The sequence below is a fragment of the Halomonas sp. McD50-4 genome, from assembly GCF_022348135.1.
Classification (GTDB): domain Bacteria; phylum Pseudomonadota; class Gammaproteobacteria; order Pseudomonadales; family Halomonadaceae; genus Vreelandella; species Vreelandella piezotolerans.
Window position 1 is genome coordinate 16070 of the sequence record NZ_JAKRFG010000004.1, and the last position, 18126, is coordinate 34195.

Here is an 18126-nt window from a genome sequence, read left to right on the forward strand (position 1 = left end):
TGAACATGACATGGAGTTCGGCCATGAGCCTCAACGCCAACAGTGCCGACGTAGCCTTCACCTTCAAGGGCGGCATGCTGCCGATGACCGTCATGGAGTTGACGAGCGCTGACCCGGAGCGTATCCGGCGTCAGCTGGCTGGCAAACTGTCGCAATCTCCTGCGTTCTTTCAGCATACACCCGTTGTGCTGAGCGTGGAAAAACTCGATGAGCCCCACCTGGCCCTGGAGCGCATCTGCGCAGTATGCCGTGATCACAAACTATTGCCCGTAGCGGTGCGCGGTGGAGCCGAGCCGATTCGACAGTCGGCGTGGGCGCTAGGGCTGGGGTGGTTCGCACCCGTTGAAGAGGGACGCGTACGCGCCTTGGAAAGCGTTGAACCGATTGCCGAACCCGAGGAAACCGACAGCGAGCCTGAAACGAGCGGTTTGGGAGCATCCCGGCTTTATCGTGGCACGGTGCGCTCAGGCCAGCAGGTGAGCGCTGCAGAGGGCGACTTGATCGTCATCGGTGCCGTCAATGCAGGCGCTGAAGTGTTGGCGGCAGGCAGTATTCACGTTTACGGCGCGTTACGTGGCCGCGCATTGGCAGGCATTCATGGCAATACTCAAGCGGGTATTTTTTGTCGCGAGTTGGAAGCCGAACTGCTCTCCGTGGCGGGTAATTACAAACGGCTGGAAGATATCGACTCTCAACTGTTGGGACGTGCAGCCGAAGTCCATTTTGTCAAAGAGCAGTTAGAGATTAAGCCGCTGGGATAAGCCACACGACTTAGTGTCGGATAGTGCATCGTGCTTAGCGACGCCACGGCTGCGATCCGTTACAGTGTGTGTTTTGTTGACAGTGATGTTCCCGTTATGCGGGTAGCGCCACGCGCTCGCAATGAACGACTTCAAGAAGGAAGTGACTCTTGGCCAAAATTATAGTTGTGACCTCAGGTAAAGGGGGGGTCGGTAAAACCACCAGCGCTGCGGCGATTTCGACAGGGCTCGCGCTGCGTGGCAAAAAGACGGTCGTGATCGATTTCGACGTGGGGCTGCGCAACCTGGATTTGATCATGGGCTGCGAGCGCCGAGTGGTGTATGACTTGGTCAACGTGATCCAAGGCGAGGCGGGGCTGAATCAGGCGCTGATCCGTGATAAGCGCGTCGAGAATTTGTTCATTTTACCGGCCTCGCAGACCCGGGATAAGGATGCGCTGACCCAAGAAGGCGTTGAGAAAGTCCTGGAGCAGTTGAAAGATGATTTCGACTACATCTTGTGCGATTCCCCCGCTGGGATCGAGCGCGGCGCGCAACTGGCAATGTACTACGCCGACGAAGCCATCGTCGTGACTAACCCCGAAGTCTCTTCGGTACGTGACTCTGATCGCATTCTTGGGTTGCTAGGTTCGAAAACTCAGCGTGCCGAGCAGGGCCTCGATCCGGTCAAAGAGCATTTGCTGATTACCCGCTATAACCCTGCCCGTGTCACCTCAGGCGATATGCTGACCCTGGACGATATTCGCGAGATTCTGGCGATCGATCTATTGGGTCTCATTCCAGAATCCGAAGCCGTGTTACGAGCCTCTAACCAAGGGGTGCCCGTCACCCATGATGGCGGGAGCGATGCGGGCCAGGCGTACGCCGATACTGTGTCACGCCTACTAGGGGAGGAGATGCCGCTGCGCTTTCATGAGATGCAGCGTAAAGGCTTGTTGAGCAGGATGTTTGGGGGTAGTCGTCGATGAAACTGTTGGAGTTCTTGAAGCGTGAGCGCAAGAAATCCGCCTCGGTGGCCAAAGAACGATTACAAATCATCGTGGCGCATCAGCGTAGCCAGCGTGGTCAGCCTGATTACATGCCGCTGCTTGAGCGCGAACTGCTCGAAGTGATTCGTCGTTACGTGCATGTGGACGACGATGCCATTCAAATTTCACTGGATAGTGAAGATAACTGCTCGGTACTGGAACTGAACGTAACGCTGCCCAAAAGCTAAGCGTCAATGTGCGTTCGGGGCGGCGGGTGGCGTCGCGGGTGTGCTAGTCTTGGGCTTTTGTTCCCATCCAGCGAAGGTTGTCGGCGCATGGATGGGCGGTCACGCTCAAGGGAGTTTGCATCCATGGCGACACCGAATGCCGCCCCTGCCAGTTTCCTCTGGCACGATTATGAAACGTTTGGTGCCGATCCTCGCCGCGATCGGCCCGCTCAGTTTGCTGCATTACGTACCGATGCGGACCTCAATGAAATCGGCGAGCCCATCGAACTGTATTGTAAGCCCGCTGATGATTACCTACCTCACCCCGCGGCTTGTTTGATTACCGGTATCACCCCTCAAAAAGCGCAGCGCCGTGGGCTGCCAGAAGCGGAATTCGCGCGGCAAGTGCAGAGCGCCATGAGTGAGCCCGGCACCTGCGTGGCAGGCTATAATAGCCTGCGTTTCGATGATGAAGTCTCGCGCCATCTGTTTTATCGCAACTTGCTCGACCCCTATGCCCGCGAGTGGCAAAACGGCAACTCCCGCTGGGACTTGATCGATGTGGTGCGGGCGTTTTATGCGCTGCGCCCAGAGGGTATCGAATGGCCATTGCGAGAGGATGGCGCCCCCAGTTTCAAACTAGAGCATCTGACGGCGGCGAACGGCATTGCCCATGAGGGGGCTCATGACGCGGTGGCCGACGTGCGCGCCACCATCGCCTTGGCACGACTTCTGAAAGCGCGTAACCCCAAGCTGTTCGATTATTTGCTCGGTTTGCGCGGCAAGCGCGCGGTGGCCAAACAGCTCGACCTTCCCAGCGCCAAACCGCTATTGCACATTTCCCGCCGTTATCCGGCCAGCCGAGGCTGTAGCGCCCTGGTCATGCCGTTGGCAGAGCATCCCACCAACCCCAACGGGGTGATCGTGTACGATTTGAGCGTCGACCCCGGCGATTTGCTGTCGCTCAGTGCCGAGCAGATTCGTGAACGCGTGTTCGTCAGTCAGCAGGACCTTTCTGAAGGTGAGGCGCGCATTCCGCTCAAGGTGATTCATATCAATCGCTGTCCGGTGGTCTTTCCCGCCACGGTGCTCAAAGACGTGGAAGGTGAGCAGAAGGGCGAGTACGGTGCGATCGTGGCGCGCTTGGGCATCGACATCGCCGCCTGTCGAGGGCACTGGAAAACTCTGCGCGAGGCCAGCGGCGTGGCGCAGAAGGTGACCGAGGTATTCAGCGGCGGCTACGAAGAGTCGCCCCAAGACCCTGATTTGATGCTCTACTCCGGCAGCTTTTTCTCTGCGGCGGATCGTCAGCAGATGGAGCGGGTGCTGGCGATGGACCCCTGGGACTTGGTGGGCCAACGCTTTGCTTTTCAAGACCCGCGCCTGGAGGAGATGCTGTTTCGCTTGCGTGCCCGCAGCTACCCCGACACCCTGGAGGGTGAAGAGCGCGAGCAGTGGGAGGCGTTTCGCTGGATGCGTATGAACGATCCTGCGCTATCGGGATTGACGCTCAAAGCGTTTGCGCGTGACATCGAGCGTTACAATCAGCAGCCGCTCACCGATCATGAGCGGCAGATTCTCGAAGAGCTGGTGATGTTCGTCGAGGCCATGATGCCAGCCCAGGCATTCGATGCCTAAGCTGGCAATGGTGACGGCTAGCGAGCGTCGAAGGGGGCGAGCGTCTCACGGTAAGCGGCGATATCGCTGGGCGCATCCCCAGGATTGAAGCGAATGTCTAGCGGGTGTGCGAGCAGCGCAGGCCAGAGCGCCTGCAGCTCCTCGACACTAACCTCGAGGGCGCGTTCTGCGATCTGCTCACGGCGGTCGAAGCGTACCTCGTCGAGTGCCGTGGCTTGCCAATAGCGATTGGCCATGCCCTGCAGGCTGGTATCCCGCTGGCGCAGTCGGTCATGCACCGCTTGCCGGTGGGCCGCCAGCTCCTCATCGCTGAGCGTCTCGAGGCGCTCCCCGGCGGCTGCCATGAAGGCGTCCATCCGTTCGGCAATGGTGCCACTATCCACGTCCGGCGACTGCACGATCAGACCAATGCCCGGTGCTTCCAGCAGCGGCGAATAGCCCGCATTGACGATATAGCCAAGCTGCTCCTCGGTGCGTAACTGCTGGTAGAAGGGCGTGTCCAGCCACTGGGCCAGAACGCTGAGGCGCGCCTGCTCGTCGATGCTGGTATCGCGCCCCTGCAGGTAGCGCAGTACCAGTGACTCTTCACGGGTGCTGTGTGGATGAAGCACCGTCGATTCCTCGCTCGCCTCCAGTGGCGCCAGCGTGGGAATGTCATCCCGCGTCAAGCGCGGGGTCAGCGCGCCGCGAATGAGACTGGCCTGTTCTCGTGCCTGGTCGGCGGTCAGGTTCCCCACGGCCATGGCGTCGATGTATAGACCATCGAGGAAGCGTTCGCGAAAATCCTCCAGGTGGTGCTTATCGAGTCGTTTGCTGGCGGCCAGCAGTTCGTCGGTCGACCACTGGGGGGAGAGCAGCGCCTCACCCAGGGCTCGGCTGGCTTGGCCGGTCAACGACGCGCGTGGCGCGTTGCGCCACTCCCGCTGTAGCTGGTAGCGCACCCGCTCGAAGGCGCCAGCAGAGATATCCGCCTGCTGAAGCTGCTCGATGGCTTGCTCGATGAGCGGCGTTTGGCCATCCCGCCAACCGGAAAACGACAGCGTCATACCGCGCGCGTGGGCGTAGGCGCTAAACGACTGACCGGCAAGCCACGCGGGGTAAAGCGACTCGTTGAGGCTGTCGTTGAGCCAGCCTGCGAGTAACCGCGTCAGCACGGCCTCTTCCGCCGAGTAGCTGGCGCTGGGGTGCTGTAGGCTCACCCGCCATTCGACGCTGGGCGTATTGAAGCGGCTGTCCTGCATGTGCCAAGCGGTAAACGTCGGCGTATCGATGAGTGTCGACGGCTGCTCGTCCTGGCCCGCTTGAAGGGTTAGGTCGCTGGCAATGAAAGGGTTGGGGGCAGGGAGCGCGAGACCGCTCAAGATCTGACCGGCCGTCGTGGGTGGCAGCTCTTTCCACTGGGTATTGAACCACGGTGAGACGGTATCGCTCTCCACATCCGGCGCAGAGTAGACGCGCAGCAGGTTGTCAGGCGTTAGGGCGTCCAAGTAGTGCTGCTGGCGCTCGCTGTCCATGCCGTCCATGCGGTAGGCGGCGTACTGCACGTCTTCCACCGGGTAGCGCGAAAGGCTCATGGCTAGGCGGGTGGCCTCTTGCTGGGGGGCGCCGTGCTGTTGAAAGCGAAACGCCTGCTCGCTGAGACTTTTTTGCTCGTCGTAGCGCCACTCGGCCAGCCCGTCGGCGCGAATCTGCTCGATCGCGGCAAACAGCGTGGCTTCGATGTCGTCAAGGCGTTCGGCACCCGTGGGCGTCAGGCTAATGGAGACGGTAAATAGTGCTTCATTGCCATCACCGCGGCCCACACCCGCTGAGAGCCCATCGGCTAGGCCCGCCTCACGCAGCACGGCCAGCAGGCTACCGTCGCCCTCATCGCCTAGTAAGTGGGCGATGAGCTGAGTCGGCTTGGTGCGGTACTCGTCCGTGGGGTCGGGAACGGGGAAGTAGAAACGCAGTTGACGGCGATCCTGCAGCGACTCTCGTTCGATATAGCGCGGCAAGGTGTCGGGTTCGATCAGCGGCTCGTCGACGGTGGGTGCGCTTAAACCATGGTCAGGAATGTCGGCAAAGCGCTCCACCACGAGGGCTTCCAATTCGTCGAGCGGCTGGGGGGCCACCACGGCCAAGTTCATGACGTTGGCGTCGTAGTAGCGGTGGTAAAAATCGATCACCCGCTCGCGTAGTGTTGCTTCGCCCTCTGGCGGGTTGGCCAGGGTGTCTCTGCTGCCCACCGCGAAACCGGTGGTGGGATTGTCTGGGTTGAGCAGTTGATTCAGCACGTCGTTTTCACGACGGGACTCATCGCGGATGCGCGCCATGTACTCGGAGTGGACGATGTTGCGCTCGCTCTCCAGGTGGTCGGCATTGAACAGCGGCGAGAGAAAGAATTCGCTAAAGCGGTCCAGCGCGCCGGGCAGCGCGGAGGGCTCGATATCGAAAAAGTAGTTGGTGTCCTGCTGAGCCGTGAAGGCGTTGTGCGACCCTGCGTTATCCGAGATGTAGCGCTGATAGGCATCCGACTGTGGGTAGGGTTCGGTACCCAAAAACAGCATGTGCTCAAGGAAGTGGGCCAGACCCTGGAGGTCGTCCGGGTCTTGAGCACTGCCGACCCGCACGTTCATGGACGCGGCGGCCTTGTCGGCATCGGGGTCGCTGACCAGCAGCGCCTGTAGGCCATTGTCGAGGGTGATGACCCGGTAGTCGCGGTCATCGAAAGGGCTGATGGTCGGGGTGATGGCCTCGGCGACCGGGCTCTCTTCTGCCCAGAGGGGAATGGTGGGCGCCAAGAGCAGGCCGATGGTCAGGCCAACAAGCGCGCGCCTTGCCAGCAGGCGAGGCGGAATAACAGACATAGTGGGCAACATTACGGCTCCTGTGACACGGACCAGCGCAACATGGGCCCCGTAGGGTGTGCGCAAGAGGGTGACTGATAGGCAGGGTTATTCACATGCTTTGATACCGGAAAAGCGCCCAACAGTTCCAGTGGGGCAGGCATCAACATGGGCGTTAGTGCCTCGACGTCGGTGCCAGGGTCTAGCCAGCGGTGTAGCGCCTGAGGGGGAATGATCACCGGCAAGCGGTCGGTGAGCGACGATAGGCAGGCGTTGGCTGGCACGCTAATCAGCGCCGTCGAGTCGGTAAAGGTGGTCAGCGTGGTGTGGTAACGGCACCAGAGCGCACCGAGTAGCAGCGGGGAGCGGTTCACGTGGGTCACCAGAAACGGTTGCTTGCTGCGTGTCTGGGGCTTCCACACGTAAAAGCCACTCACCGGAATCACGCAGCGCCGAGCGTTGAACGCTTCGTGAAACATGGGGCGCTCACTCAGCGTTTCCGCTCGGGCGCAGTGCGGGGCGTGGTCGAGGACCTTGAGCCAGGGCGGCGTCAGCCCCCAAAAGAGCGGCGTGTGCGTTAACTGCCCCTGCTCTAAACGAAGGGCGGACACGGGCTGGCGCGGTGCTAAGTTGGGAGACTCGATGAGCAAAGCGGTGCTTTTGAGGTCTGGCGCAAGGCGGGCAAGGGATAGGCGCTGTACGTGTAGGCGTCCCGTCATGCCGGTCTCCTTAGGGCGCGATGCCTGCGGCGCTGATGCAAAATGGCAAAGGGAAGTCGTAATACGTTAAATGTCGCGTTTTAGTGTCGAAAACAGTGTTCGATGTAAGGTATCCTATCGTATACCTTGCTCACGCTAAAGCGCGAGGAGGCATTCTTCCCTGTTTGCCGCTGACCTGAAGAGATCGCCATGGCCCGTCCTAGACAGCATGCGCCCGATGCCCTCCACGCGCAGGTCATGCACGCTTGTGATGAGTGGTTGGCTAAGCAGCCAGTCCATGGTTTATCACTACGTGCTCTGGCCAGAGAGGTGGGCTGCGCGCCCAGTACGCTGCTAAAACTCTACGGCAGCTTTAACAATTTATTGCAGCACGTCAACGTAGAAACCCTCGCACGTTTGCAGCACACCATCACGAGTTTGGCTGAAGACGATCCCGAGCCCTGGCTGCGTTCTCTGGCGCATGCTTACTGGCGGTTCGCCGAGCAGGACTGTTATCGCTGGCAGCTGTTGTTCGACTATCCGCTGGCTCAGGAGGGTGAGCTGGACCAGCGTCAGAGCGATCTCATCGAGGCGCTGTTTACGCAGGTAGAAACCTCGTTAAAGCAGTATCAACCCGTTCTAGACGACTTGGAAGCGCGTCGTCTAGGCCGCACGCTCTGGGGCAGTGTACATGGCTTGGTGCAGCTTGGCTTGAATGAGCGGCTTGGCTATTGGCAGGGTCAGCAACTCAAGGTCGATGAACTCTTGGAGCAGCTCATGAGCACGGTGCTGGCTGGGTTGCGTCACCGGGGTGCCACGACGTGACATGGGGGATCAAGACCACCCGTTGCTTATTACGCCGTGTCATTTACCTGGCCATGCGCGGCTGTTATCGGCTATCTGTACACGGTCAATTCAATGTTCCCAAGCAGGGGGCGGCGCTGGTCGTGTGCAACCATGTGAGCTTCATGGATGCACTGGTGCTGGGCGGTGGAAGCCCCCGCCCGCTGCGCTTCGTGATGGACCAGCCTATTTTTGAATCCCGCTGGCTGAAGTGGTGGTTCCAACTGGTGGGGGCGATTCCGATTGAGTCGGAGCGCCACAGCCCCGGCGCGCTGCGGCGCACCCTGGATGAGGTGAGCAGGGCGCTGCGCCAGGGAGATATCGTCATGGTATTTCCAGAGGGGCGCTTGACCCCCGATGGGGAGATTCACACCTTCCGTCGTGGTCTCGAAACCATCCTCGCGCGTGACAATGTACCGGTGATTCCTGCCGGGCTGGCGGGACTATGGGGGTCGTGGACGTCCCACTACGGCGGCAAGGCGTTGAAAAAGTGGCCCTCCCGTTTTAGGGCGCCAGTGAGCCTGCATTTTGGCCCACCCATCGCCGTCCATGAGGTCGAAGGCGTCGCGCTAAGGCGTTTTTTGGAGCAGCGCGTTAGAGCATTGAAAGCCGCGGGCGACAGCGACATCGCTCGGCGCCCGTCGAAGCAGGCGGATTAACGGCGGGGCAGGCGTAGTTTTTGCCAGCAACGTGCCGATGTGATCAAGTTGTCGCGAATCTCCAGAATTTCCATCCGTGTATTGCCGATTTGCAGGCAGGCAGGGCCTTCTGGGAACGCCTCCAAGTGTTCGAGAATCAGCCCGTTCAGCGTCTTGGGGCCGTCGGTGGGTAGCTGCCAGCCAAGCATCTTATTGATCTCGCGGATATTCGCCGTGCCTTCGATGACATGGCTGCCGTCGTCCTGCTGATGAATTTCGTCATCTTCGGAAACGTCGGTGGTGAACTCGCCGACGATCTCTTCGAGAATATCCTCCAGCGTCACCAGGCCCTCTACATCGCCGTACTCATCCACTACGATACCGATCCGTCGCTTCTGCTTCTGAAAATTCAGCAGCTGGGTATGCAGTGGTGTGGACTCGGGAATGAAGTAGGGCTCCCGCGCTTCTTGAACGATGGCGGCTTTAGTCACCTCGCTGCGGGATAAAAAGCGCGCAGCGTTACGCAGGTGCAGCATGCCAATGATGTTGTTGATATCGCCCTTATAGACCGGTAGGCGTGTGTGCTGGCTGGTCCGGATCTGGGTCAGAATGTCTTCCAGCGAATCGTCCAAATCGATACCCAGCACTTCGTGGCGGGGCACCATGATGTCGTTCACCGTCACATTTTCGAGGTCCAGAATCGATAGCAGCATGGCGCGGTGGCGGTAGGGGATTAGCGTGCCCGCTTCGTGCACCACGGTGCGCAGCTCGTCACGGGTAAGATTGTCGCCGCCGTTATCGACGCTTTTGACGCCCACCAGGCGTAGCAGGCCGTTAGACATTACGTTGACCAGCCATACCAAGGGGTAGAGCAGTTTGAGCAACGGTTCCAGCGCAAAGGACGTGGGGTAGGCGATGCGCTCTGGCTTGATGGCTGCGTACGTCTTGGGCGTCACTTCCGCAAAGATCAGAATAGTGATGGTCAACAGCGCGGTGGAGATGGCGGGGCCCGATACATCGCCAAAAAAGTGAATGGCGATGATGGTGGCAATCGAGGCTGCCAGGTTGTTGACGAAGTTATTGCCAATGAGGATGACGCCAATGAGACGATCGGGCCGGGTGAGCAGGCGCATGACACGCTTGGCTCTGCGGTCGCCGCTGTTGGCCTGGTGGCTAAGCCGGTAGCGGTTGATCGACATCATGCCTGTTTCAGAACTTGAGAAGAAGGCAGACAGCAAAATGAGTAAGGCTAGCAGGCCGAACAGTAACCCCAGGGGGAAGTCGTCGCTCAAGTCGAAAGTTCCTTTATGGCGTATGAAGCTCGATTTGTAGAAGGATGCCAGTAGCGTGTCAAGCATGCCGCCAGGGCTGCTTGACCGCAATGCCCGCAGGCTTAGCGGTTAAGCAGAATTTCCAGCACGAATTTACTACCAAAGTAGGCCAGCAGCAGTAGAGCACAACCGCCGAGTGTCCAGCGTACGGCGCGCATGCCACGCCAGCCAAACCGGTAACGCCCTACTAAGAGCGTAGTAAAGATGACCCAAGCGCCCAGCGATAGCACCGTTTTATGCACCAAGTGCTGGGCAAAAAGATTATCGAGGAAGATAAGCCCGCTGATGATCGATAGGGTGAGCAGCACGATGCCTGCCCACACCAGCTCGAACAGTACGCGCTCCATGGTGGTCAGCGGTGGTAGCGACTGAACGATGCCGCGAATATGGTGATGACGCAGCGCCTGATTCTGCAAGCCCACCAGCACCGCCTGAACTGCCGCAATGGCCAGCACGGCAAAGGCCAGTGCAGAGCTTACCGCGTGGAGCAAGATGCCCGGCGTCAGGCCGCTATGGCTACCCTGGCTGGGTAGCCATGTCGCCGCGATCAGCGCAATACCGGCCAGCGGAAAGAGAGCAATACCGGCATTCAGTACCGGTTTGAAGAGGCTGGCGACGAGCACCACGTTGACGGCCACCGCCATCAGTAGCGTGGCGCTGGTGGTAAATCCGGGGAGTAGTCCCGGAGATACACCCACTAGTTTGACGACGACGGGGATGTGGAGCAGTAGGCCGAGTGCACCCAGCAGGCGCACCATCCCCTGGCGAGGTGGCACCCGGCGAAACAGCGTCATGCCCTGCCAGATGGCAGCGGCGACATAGAGTACAAAAGCGATCGTGGCGAACGGGAGCGCCTGCATGATGCTATCCATGCGCCTTGCAGCGCGTTGTTGAACAATAGGGCCAAATCGGCGACAACGTTTGCTGAGGGGCAACTTGCCAGCGCGCCTCAGGCTTTCTCCGTTCCCTCTAGGACGGCTACCCTACTATAACCAATCAAAGCGGCGTCGCACAGCCGTCGAGCGCCAACGCTGACGGCCATGGAGACTCAAGCCGCGAGCGCGTATAATTGCCGCCACATTCGTCCGGTGAATACGCCCGGCGACAGCGACGGAGGCAGAGGCCCCATGTTTCAGAATCTGAGTGAGCGTCTTTCCCAGACGCTGAAGTCGATCAAAGGCCAAGCACGGCTGACCGACGACAATATTAAAGACACCCTGCGCGAGGTGCGCAAAGCGCTGCTGGAAGCCGATGTGGCGCTTCCGGTCGTCAAAGCGTTCATCGAACGGGTACGCGAGCGCGCCGTAGGTCAAGAGGTGTCAAAAAGCCTCTCGCCAGGTCAGCAGTTCGTCAAAATCGTCCAGCAAGAGCTGGAAGCGATCATGGGCGAGGCCAACGAGGGCTTGAGCCTGAAGGGCTCGCCTGCCGTGGTGCTGATGGCGGGTTTGCAGGGGGCCGGTAAAACCACCTCCGTCGCCAAGCTGGCCCGCTACCTGCGTGAGCGCGAGAAGAAAAAGGTATTGGTGGTGTCGGCAGACGTCTACCGTCCGGCGGCCATCGACCAGCTCGAAACGCTGGCGAAAGAGGTGCAGGTCGACTTCTTCCCCTCGCGCTCCGATCAAAAACCGGTCGATATCGCCAATGCGGCCATCAAACACGCCAAGATTCAGTTCCACGACGTGGTGCTGGTGGATACCGCTGGTCGTCTGGCCATCGATGAAGCGATGATGGCGGAAATCCAGGCGCTGCATAAGGCGATCTCCCCCCAGGAGACGCTCTTCGTCGTCGACGCCATGACCGGCCAGGACGCGGTCAATACCGCAAAAGCCTTCCACGATGCGCTGCCGCTGACCGGTGTCATACTGACCAAGGCGGATGGCGATGCGCGCGGCGGTGCCGCGCTCTCGGTGCGCCATATCACCGGCAAGCCCATCAAATTCATGGGTGTGGGCGAGAAAGTCGATGCCCTCGAGCCTTTCCATCCTGACCGGGTCGCGTCGCGCATTCTGGGTATGGGCGACATGCTGTCGCTGATCGAAGAGGCCGAACGCACCGTCGATAAAGACAAGGCCGCGAAGCTCGCCAGCAAGGTCAAGAAAGGCGATGGCTTTGACCTGGAAGACTTTCGCGACCAGCTCCAGCAGCTCAAGAAAATGGGCGGCATGGGCGGTTTGCTAGGCAAGTTGCCCGGCATGGGACAAATGGCCGAGCTGGCGCAAGGCCCTGGTCCTGAAAAAGAGCTGGGCAAGCTGGAGGCGCTGATCAACTCCATGACGCCCCACGAACGCCGCAAGCCCGATATCATCAACGGCTCTCGCAAACGGCGTATTGCTGCTGGCGCAGGCCTTCAGGTGCCCGATCTAAATCGCCTGCTCAAGCAGCATAAGCAGATGCAGAAGATGATGAAGAAAGCGGGCAAGAAAGGCGGCATGCAGAAAATGATGCGCGGTATGTCGGGCATGATGGGCGGCGGTGGTGGTCCGGGTGGCCCCGGCGGCATGGGGGGTATGGGTGGCCCTGGCGGCTTACCCTGGCGCTAGTACCGCCTGGAGAGTGCGCTTGAGCGCGTTCGGCATGGTTGACGGCCTGTGAGTTTTCTGGCTAACAGGCTTTCCAAGCCGGGCGCATTTGCGTAGAATGCGGCCTCTTCATGCGTGGGTGTTGGGAAAATGCGCGTCAGCGTGGTCTCCGACACTGCCCAGTGAAGGTCCTGATGGAGTCTCGCCAACGCTTTGATAAGCAGGCGGTGCGCCAAGAAAACAGTATGACGAGTGTTCTGATAGCGGCTTGCGCTATGTCCCACTCGCGTAACCTCAACCGAAGGATAGTTATCGTATGGTTACCATTCGTTTGGCACGTGGTGGCGCCAAAAAGCGTCCCTTTTATCACCTGACCGTGACCGACTCTCGTAACGCCCGTGACGGCCGTTTCATCGAGCGTATCGGCTTCTTCAACCCGGTCGCCCGTGGTCAAGAAGAACGTCTGCGCGTCGATCTGGATCGCGTCACTCACTGGCAGAGCCAAGGCGCCCAGCTGTCTGGTCGTGTTGCCGAGCTGGTCAAGGAAGCGCGCAAACAGGCGTAAGCCTGTCGCACGCTGTAGCAATCGATGCTGTTGTAGCGGGAGTGGTCGTCGATGACGCGTTTCAATACTGGCCATACTGACGACACGCATGTGGTGCTTGGTAAGCTCACCAGCCCTCACGGGATCAAAGGGTGGCTGAAGGTGTACTCCTATACCAATCCCATGGACAGCATTCTAGAGTACCCCGAATGGTGGGTGCGCCAAGGGGAAACCCTCACGCGCATGACCGTCTTGCAGGGGAGTCGGCAAGGCAAAGGGCTTGTCGTGCAGCTGAAAGGCGTGGATGACCGAACGGCCGCCGAAGGGTTGGCCCAAGCGGACATCCTGATGCCCAAAGAGGCGCTGCCCGAGCTTACCGACGACGAGTATTACTGGCATGAGCTCGAAGGCCTTACCGTCTTCACTCGGTCAGGCGAACGGTTAGGGCAGGTCAGCTACCTGTTCGAGACCGGCGCGAACGATGTCATGGTGGTACGCGGTGATAACGACGCAATCGACAAGCGCGAGCGGCTGTTACCCTTTTTGCCCGATGATGTGATCGTTGAGATCGACCTGGAAGATGGCCGTATGGTGGTCGACTGGGATCCTGAGTTCTGATGAGCCAAGACGCTTTGAACGAACGGCCAGCGGACGATCCAGCGGTGCTCGAAGAGGACGCGACAGACGTACCGGCGATGTGGATTGGCGTGGTATCGCTGTTTCCCGACATGTTCGATGCGATAACCCAGCAAGGTGTGATCGGTCGAGCGGTAGAGAAGCAGCGCATTGCCCTTGAGTTCTGGAATCCGCGTGATTATGCCACCGACCGCCACCGCAGCGTGGACGATCGCCCCTATGGCGGCGGCCCAGGCATGCTGATGAAGGTAGATACGCTCCGAGCGGCTATCTTTGATGCGCGCCAACGTGCCGAGCAGGCCACCGGCCTGACGCCAACGGTGATCTACCTGTCGCCCCAAGGGCGTCGGTTGGATCAGCAGGGTGTTCAAACGCTCGCGTCGGCAGGCCCGCTGGTCGTGGTCGCCGGGCGCTACGAAGGTATCGACGAGCGTGTGGTGGAGAGTGACATCGATGAAGAGTGGTCGATTGGCGACTATGTGCTGAGCGGCGGCGAGCTGCCCGCGATGGTGCTGATCGACGCAGCGGCAAGGCTGGTACCCGGCGTGCTGGGCCACCAGGATTCCGCTATCGAAGACTCGTTTAACGACGGTTTGTTAGACTGCCCGCACTATACCCGTCCTGAAGTGATTGACGGGCGCCGAGTGCCTGACGTGCTGCTTAGCGGAAATCATGCAGCCATCAAGCGCTGGCGGTTGAAGCAGTCGCTGGGGCGTACCTGGCAGCGTCGTCCTGATCTGTTGGCAGGACGTACTCTTAACGCCGAGCAGCAAACGCTGCTAGACGAGTTTATCGAGGAATACGCTTTGTCCTCTACGGCGGTTGCCCGCCCGTAGCACAAAGCGGCGGTGCAGGACGACGACAGCCGTGCGTACCTGCGTCACCCATAACGACTCCCGCGTAGCTCGCTTCGAGCGCCGGGATCACGGTTTGCCCCTTCCACGACTGCGTGGCAAGCCATTACGTTATTTAGGAGTATGAAGATGAGCAGCAAGAACAAGGTGATCCAGGCGATCGAAGCCGAGCAAATGAGCAAAGAGATTCCTGCTTTTGCACCGGGCGACACCATCGTCGTTCAGGTTAAAGTAAAAGAAGGCACTCGTGAGCGTCTGCAGGCGTTTGAAGGTGTGGTCATCGGTAAGCGTAACCGTGGCCTGAACTCCGCTTTCACCGTGCGTAAAATCTCCCACGGTGTTGGCGTCGAGCGTACCTTCCAGACCTACAGCCCGCTGGTAGACTCCATCGAAGTCAAGCGTCGCGGTGACGTTCGTCAAGCCAAGCTGTACTACCTGCGTGAGCGTAGCGGTAAGTCGGCGCGTATCAAGGAAAAGCTGGCTTAATCGCCACTTTTTCTCGAGCGCCTGGCGCTCGGATACGGAAAACCCCGTCACCGCTTTGCGGGGCGGGGTTTTTGTTTATGGCTTTGCAATGAGACCGTTAGCCGATGAGCGTGATCGATGCGTATCTGGATGCTCTGTGGTTAGAGCAGGGCGCCAGCGACCATACGCTAGCGGCCTACCGTCGTGATTTGACCGCTTGGCAAGAGCAGCTCGAGCGCGATGATGAAACGTTGCTCACGGCGTCCCCCGCGCGGTTTGGCGCTTGGATGGAGCAGCGCCGCGAGCAGGGATACCAGCTGCGCAGCAATGCACGGATGTTGTCGTCGCTACGCAGTTTTTATCGCTGGGCACGACTGTATGGTCATATCGACAGCGACCCGCTGGCCAACGTGTCGCTCCCCAAAGTGCGCCCCAGCCTGCCCGATACGTTGGAAGAAGACGAAGTCGAGCGTTTGTTGCTAGCCCCGGATGTGGGCACGCCGCTGGGTGTGCGTGATCGCACCATGCTGGAGCTGCTTTACGCCTGCGGGCTACGAGTGTCGGAGCTGGTCGGGCTGACCGGCGACGCGATCAACCTGCGCCAAGGCGTGGTGCGGGTACGCGGTAAAGGCGATAAAGATCGCCTGGTGCCCATGGGGGACGAGGCCGCTGCTTGGCTGGCACACTATATCGAAACGGCGCGGCCAACGCTGATGCAAGACCCCACACGCCCGGCGCTGTTCCCTGGTCGAGGCGATAAGGCCATGACGCGGCAAACGTTTTGGCATCGTATCAAAGCCCATGCCATCACGGCGGGCATTGCTCGGCCGCTTTCTCCTCACACGCTGCGCCACGCCTTTGCGACCCATTTATTGAATCATGGGGCGAATTTGCGGGTCGTACAGTTGCTGTTGGGTCATAGTGACCTGTCCACCACGCAAATTTATACCCATGTTGCCCAGGCGCGCCTGGAGCAACTGCATGCTGAACACCATCCGCGAGGTTAATCAAAGAATGCACCTACGTATGCCGACCGTTGCGAAATCCTGTGTTCCCTGGCTGGTGCTGGCGAGTAGTTTAATCCCTGCGGCTGCCTTCGCCGATGACGTGGCCGAACGCTTGGCTGACAGCTTGCAGGTGAACGGCCAGCCAATGCCGGTAGAGCAGGTGAGCGCCACGCCGATGGAAGGGATCTACCATGTACGCCTGGAGAGTGGTGAGTCGTTTTACGCCAATGCAGACGGTAGTCATTTTTTGGTAGGGGACCTTTATCAAAACGGGGATAATGGGCTGGTGAATCTGACCGAGCAGGCTCGCAACCAAGAGCGCGCAGCGGCGCTAGCGGCGATTCCCGAGAGCGAGCGCGTCGTGTTTAGAGCCATCGATGAGCCCAAGGCCACGGTGGTGGTATTTACCGACCCTACCTGCCCCTACTGCGAGCGCCTTCATGAGACCATTCCCGAGCTCAACGAGCGGGGAATTGCGGTACACTATCTCGCCTTCCCGCGGGCCGGGATGGGCAGCGGTGCCGCCGAGACCTTGCAGCAGGTATGGTGCTCCGACAACCGTAGCGAAGCGATGAATCGGGCCAAAGAGGGCCAGACGATCGCCGCTTCGGCCAGCTGCGACAATCCGGTGGCCGATCAATACGCGCTGGGGCAAGCGCTAGGGGTGCAAGGCACGCCCGCGATCATCCTGCCCGATGGGCAAATGGTGCCTGGCTTCGTGCCCCCCGAGCGGCTCGTGGCCATGTTAGGCTTGGAAGACGAATAACGTCACATGAGTGACGAACGAACACGCTGAGACACTGATTCAAGAAGCGGCACCTGCGGGTGCCCAACATGAAAGGGGACGTATTTTGAAACCGGTAAGAGTAGGCATTTGTGGGTTAGGTACTGTCGGTGGTGGCACCTTCAACGTATTGACGCGCAACGCGGACGATATCAGCCGCCGTGCAGGCCGCCCGATCGTGATCGAGCAGGTAGCCCACCGCAGTATTCATCCCGACTGCGACATTACCGGCATCAAAGCGACGACCGACGTGTTCGAAGTCGCCAACAACCCCGATGTGGACGTACTAGTCGAGCTGATTGGCGGCTACGATATCGCCCGTGAACTGGTGCTCACCGCGATTGCCAACGGCAAACACGTGGTCACCGCCAATAAGGCGCTGATCGCCGTCCACGGTAACGAAATTTTCCGTGCCGCCCATGAAAAGGGCGTGATCGTCGCCTTCGAAGCCGCCGTGGCGGGCGGCATTCCGGTCATCAAGTCGCTGCGTGAAGGTCTGGGGGCCAACCGTATCGAGTGGGTGGCCGGTATCATCAACGGCACCGGCAACTTCATTTTGACCCACATGCGCGACGAAGGCCGTGCCTTCGAAGACGTGTTGGCCGAAGCCCAGGCGCTGGGCTATGCCGAAGCCGACCCGACGTTCGATGTGGAAGGCATCGATGCGGCGCACAAGCTGACCATCCTGGCTTCCATTGCCTACGGTGTGCCGCTGCAGTTCGAAAAAGCCTTCACCGAAGGGATCTCCCGCATCACCGCCGAGGACGTGGAGCAGGCCGACAACCTCGGCTACGTCATCAAGCATCTGGGGATCTCCAAGCGCACCGATCAAGGGTTAGAGCTGCGTGTTCACCCCACGCTGATTCCCAAAGAGCGTCTGCTCGCCAATGTACACGGCGTGAAAAACGCCATTGCGGTGATGGGCGATGCGGTTGGTCCCACGCTCTATTACGGCGCGGGTGCCGGTGCCGAGCCTACGGCGTCAGCCGTGGTCGCCGATCTGCTGGACGTGGCGCGGGACATTGCCACCGACCACCACTACCGCGTGCCTTATCTGGCGTTTAGCGGCATCGACGAAGACGTTAGTCAGCTGCCGATCATGCCGATGGAAGAGATCACCACGGCGTACTATCTGCGCCTGCTAGCGGTGGACCGTCCTGGCGTGCTGGCCCGCGTGGCCACGATTTTGGCCGAGCAGGGCATCTCCATCGAGGCACTGATTCAAAAAGAGGCCACCGAAGGCGAACTGGTGCCGATCATTCTGCTGACGCATCGCACCAAAGAGAAGCAGATGAACGAAGCGATCCGTGAGATCGAAGCCATGGCGGATATTGCAGGCCCCGTCACGCGAATTCGCGTGGAAAGCCTGGACGAGGGAGAGTAAC

Annotated in this window: 18 protein-coding genes; 14 read left to right on the top strand and 4 right to left on the bottom strand. The window is 59.8% G+C overall.

The window, feature by feature from the left end; all coding sequences use genetic code 11:
* Positions 1–23: 23 nt before the first annotated feature.
* From minC to sbcB, 4 genes are all read left to right on the top strand, one after another.
* Positions 24–761, top strand: coding sequence for a septum site-determining protein MinC (minC, locus tag MHM85_RS06085; RefSeq protein WP_139528266.1), 738 nt, complete (start codon positions 24–26; stop codon positions 759–761).
* 149 nt (positions 762–910) lie between these two features.
* Positions 911–1729, top strand: a complete 819-nt coding sequence (gene minD / locus MHM85_RS06090; protein ID WP_139528267.1) for a septum site-determining protein MinD — start codon at positions 911–913, stop codon at positions 1727–1729.
* Positions 1726–1977: a cell division topological specificity factor MinE gene (gene minE / locus MHM85_RS06095; RefSeq protein ID WP_016915987.1), complete on the top strand. Its 252-nt coding sequence runs from the start codon at positions 1726–1728 to the stop codon at positions 1975–1977. The genes minD and minE overlap by 4 nt, the downstream gene beginning before the upstream one ends.
* 123 nt (positions 1978–2100) lie before the next feature.
* Positions 2101–3594 (top strand): exodeoxyribonuclease I, encoded by a 1494-nt coding sequence (gene sbcB, locus MHM85_RS06100; RefSeq protein ID WP_139528268.1) that lies wholly within the window; start codon positions 2101–2103, stop codon positions 3592–3594.
* Positions 3595–3611: 17 nt separating this feature from the next.
* Here the strand turns inward: sbcB and MHM85_RS06105 are convergent, their stop codons facing one another.
* Together MHM85_RS06105 and MHM85_RS06110 are read right to left on the bottom strand one after the other, a co-directional pair.
* On the bottom strand, positions 3612–6455 hold the full coding sequence (locus MHM85_RS06105; RefSeq protein WP_219862651.1) for an insulinase family protein: 2844 nt from the start codon (positions 6453–6455) through the stop codon (positions 3612–3614).
* The gene (locus MHM85_RS06110) at positions 6455–7141 is read right to left on the bottom strand and encodes an SOS response-associated peptidase (RefSeq protein WP_139528270.1); all 687 of its coding nucleotides are present in this window, start codon (positions 7139–7141) and stop codon (positions 6455–6457) included. Before MHM85_RS06110 ends, MHM85_RS06105 begins: the two co-directional genes overlap by 1 nt.
* A gap of 189 nt (positions 7142–7330) precedes the next feature.
* Between MHM85_RS06110 and MHM85_RS06115 the strand changes: the two genes are divergently transcribed.
* Both MHM85_RS06115 and MHM85_RS06120 read left to right on the top strand, forming a co-directional pair.
* Positions 7331–7945, top strand: a complete 615-nt coding sequence (locus MHM85_RS06115) for a TetR-like C-terminal domain-containing protein (RefSeq protein ID WP_139528271.1) — start codon at positions 7331–7333, stop codon at positions 7943–7945.
* Entirely contained in the window at positions 7942–8622 is a 681-nt protein-coding gene (locus tag MHM85_RS06120) for a 1-acyl-sn-glycerol-3-phosphate acyltransferase (RefSeq protein WP_139528272.1), read from the top strand. Before MHM85_RS06115 ends, MHM85_RS06120 begins: the two co-directional genes overlap by 4 nt.
* Here the strand turns inward: MHM85_RS06120 and MHM85_RS06125 are convergent.
* Together MHM85_RS06125 and ccsA are read right to left on the bottom strand one after the other, a co-directional pair.
* On the bottom strand, positions 8619–9893 hold the full coding sequence (locus MHM85_RS06125) for an HlyC/CorC family transporter (RefSeq protein ID WP_139528273.1): 1275 nt from the start codon (positions 9891–9893) through the stop codon (positions 8619–8621). The two genes, MHM85_RS06120 and MHM85_RS06125, sit on opposite strands and share 4 nt — an antisense overlap.
* 101 nt (positions 9894–9994) lie before the next feature.
* On the bottom strand, positions 9995–10792 hold the full coding sequence (gene ccsA / locus MHM85_RS06130) for a cytochrome c biogenesis protein CcsA (RefSeq protein ID WP_219862655.1): 798 nt from the start codon (positions 10790–10792) through the stop codon (positions 9995–9997).
* A gap of 267 nt (positions 10793–11059) precedes the next feature.
* Here ccsA and ffh point away from each other — a divergent pair, with 267 nt between their 5' ends.
* The 8 genes from ffh to MHM85_RS06170 all read left to right on the top strand — a co-directional run bounded on the left by ffh (position 11060) and on the right by MHM85_RS06170 (position 18125).
* Complete coding sequence (ffh, locus tag MHM85_RS06135) at positions 11060–12472, top strand: signal recognition particle protein (protein ID WP_139528275.1); 1413 nt, start codon at positions 11060–11062, stop codon at positions 12470–12472.
* 295 nt (positions 12473–12767) lie between these two features.
* On the top strand, positions 12768–13016 hold the full coding sequence (gene rpsP, locus MHM85_RS06140) for a 30S ribosomal protein S16 (protein ID WP_009098555.1): 249 nt from the start codon (positions 12768–12770) through the stop codon (positions 13014–13016).
* A 51-nt stretch (positions 13017–13067) separates the two neighbouring features.
* The gene (gene rimM / locus MHM85_RS06145) at positions 13068–13613 is read left to right on the top strand and encodes a ribosome maturation factor RimM (protein ID WP_139528276.1); all 546 of its coding nucleotides are present in this window, start codon (positions 13068–13070) and stop codon (positions 13611–13613) included.
* Positions 13614–13690: 77 nt separating this feature from the next.
* The gene (trmD, locus tag MHM85_RS06150) at positions 13691–14467 is read left to right on the top strand and encodes a tRNA (guanosine(37)-N1)-methyltransferase TrmD (RefSeq protein WP_153843507.1); all 777 of its coding nucleotides are present in this window, start codon (positions 13691–13693) and stop codon (positions 14465–14467) included.
* A 147-nt stretch (positions 14468–14614) separates the two neighbouring features.
* Entirely contained in the window at positions 14615–14971 is a 357-nt protein-coding gene (rplS, locus tag MHM85_RS06155; RefSeq protein ID WP_054640811.1) for a 50S ribosomal protein L19, read from the top strand.
* 104 nt (positions 14972–15075) lie between these two features.
* The gene (xerD, locus tag MHM85_RS06160; RefSeq protein ID WP_139528277.1) at positions 15076–15957 is read left to right on the top strand and encodes a site-specific tyrosine recombinase XerD; all 882 of its coding nucleotides are present in this window, start codon (positions 15076–15078) and stop codon (positions 15955–15957) included.
* Positions 15932–16723: a DsbC family protein gene (locus tag MHM85_RS06165; RefSeq protein WP_139528278.1), complete on the top strand. Its 792-nt coding sequence runs from the start codon at positions 15932–15934 to the stop codon at positions 16721–16723. Before xerD ends, MHM85_RS06165 begins: the two co-directional genes overlap by 26 nt.
* An 85-nt stretch (positions 16724–16808) precedes the next feature.
* Entirely contained in the window at positions 16809–18125 is a 1317-nt protein-coding gene (locus tag MHM85_RS06170; RefSeq protein WP_139528408.1) for a homoserine dehydrogenase, read from the top strand.
* Position 18126: the final 1 nt, after the last annotated feature.

Excerpts from the sequence above, each read along its gene's own strand:
- minC (WP_139528266.1), top strand. The coding sequence starts at position 24 with ATGAGCCTCAACGCCAACAGTGCCGACGTAGCCTTCACCTTCAAGGGC.
- minE (WP_016915987.1), top strand. The coding sequence starts at position 1,726 with ATGAAACTGTTGGAGTTCTTGAAGCGTGAGCGCAAGAAATCCGCCTCG.
- sbcB (WP_139528268.1), top strand. The coding sequence starts at position 2,101 with ATGGCGACACCGAATGCCGCCCCTGCCAGTTTCCTCTGGCACGATTAT.
- MHM85_RS06105 (WP_219862651.1), bottom strand. The coding sequence starts at position 6,455 with ATGTTGCCCACTATGTCTGTTATTCCGCCTCGCCTGCTGGCAAGGCGC.
- MHM85_RS06110 (WP_139528270.1), bottom strand. The coding sequence starts at position 7,141 with ATGACGGGACGCCTACACGTACAGCGCCTATCCCTTGCCCGCCTTGCG.
- MHM85_RS06115 (WP_139528271.1), top strand. The coding sequence starts at position 7,331 with ATGGCCCGTCCTAGACAGCATGCGCCCGATGCCCTCCACGCGCAGGTC.
- ccsA (WP_219862655.1), bottom strand. The coding sequence starts at position 10,792 with ATGCAGGCGCTCCCGTTCGCCACGATCGCTTTTGTACTCTATGTCGCC.
- ffh (WP_139528275.1), top strand. The coding sequence starts at position 11,060 with ATGTTTCAGAATCTGAGTGAGCGTCTTTCCCAGACGCTGAAGTCGATC.
- rpsP (WP_009098555.1), top strand. The coding sequence starts at position 12,768 with ATGGTTACCATTCGTTTGGCACGTGGTGGCGCCAAAAAGCGTCCCTTT.
- rimM (WP_139528276.1), top strand. The coding sequence starts at position 13,068 with ATGACGCGTTTCAATACTGGCCATACTGACGACACGCATGTGGTGCTT.
- trmD (WP_153843507.1), top strand. The coding sequence starts at position 13,691 with ATGTGGATTGGCGTGGTATCGCTGTTTCCCGACATGTTCGATGCGATA.
- rplS (WP_054640811.1), top strand. The coding sequence starts at position 14,615 with ATGAGCAGCAAGAACAAGGTGATCCAGGCGATCGAAGCCGAGCAAATG.
- xerD (WP_139528277.1), top strand. The coding sequence starts at position 15,076 with ATGAGCGTGATCGATGCGTATCTGGATGCTCTGTGGTTAGAGCAGGGC.
- MHM85_RS06165 (WP_139528278.1), top strand. The coding sequence starts at position 15,932 with ATGCTGAACACCATCCGCGAGGTTAATCAAAGAATGCACCTACGTATG.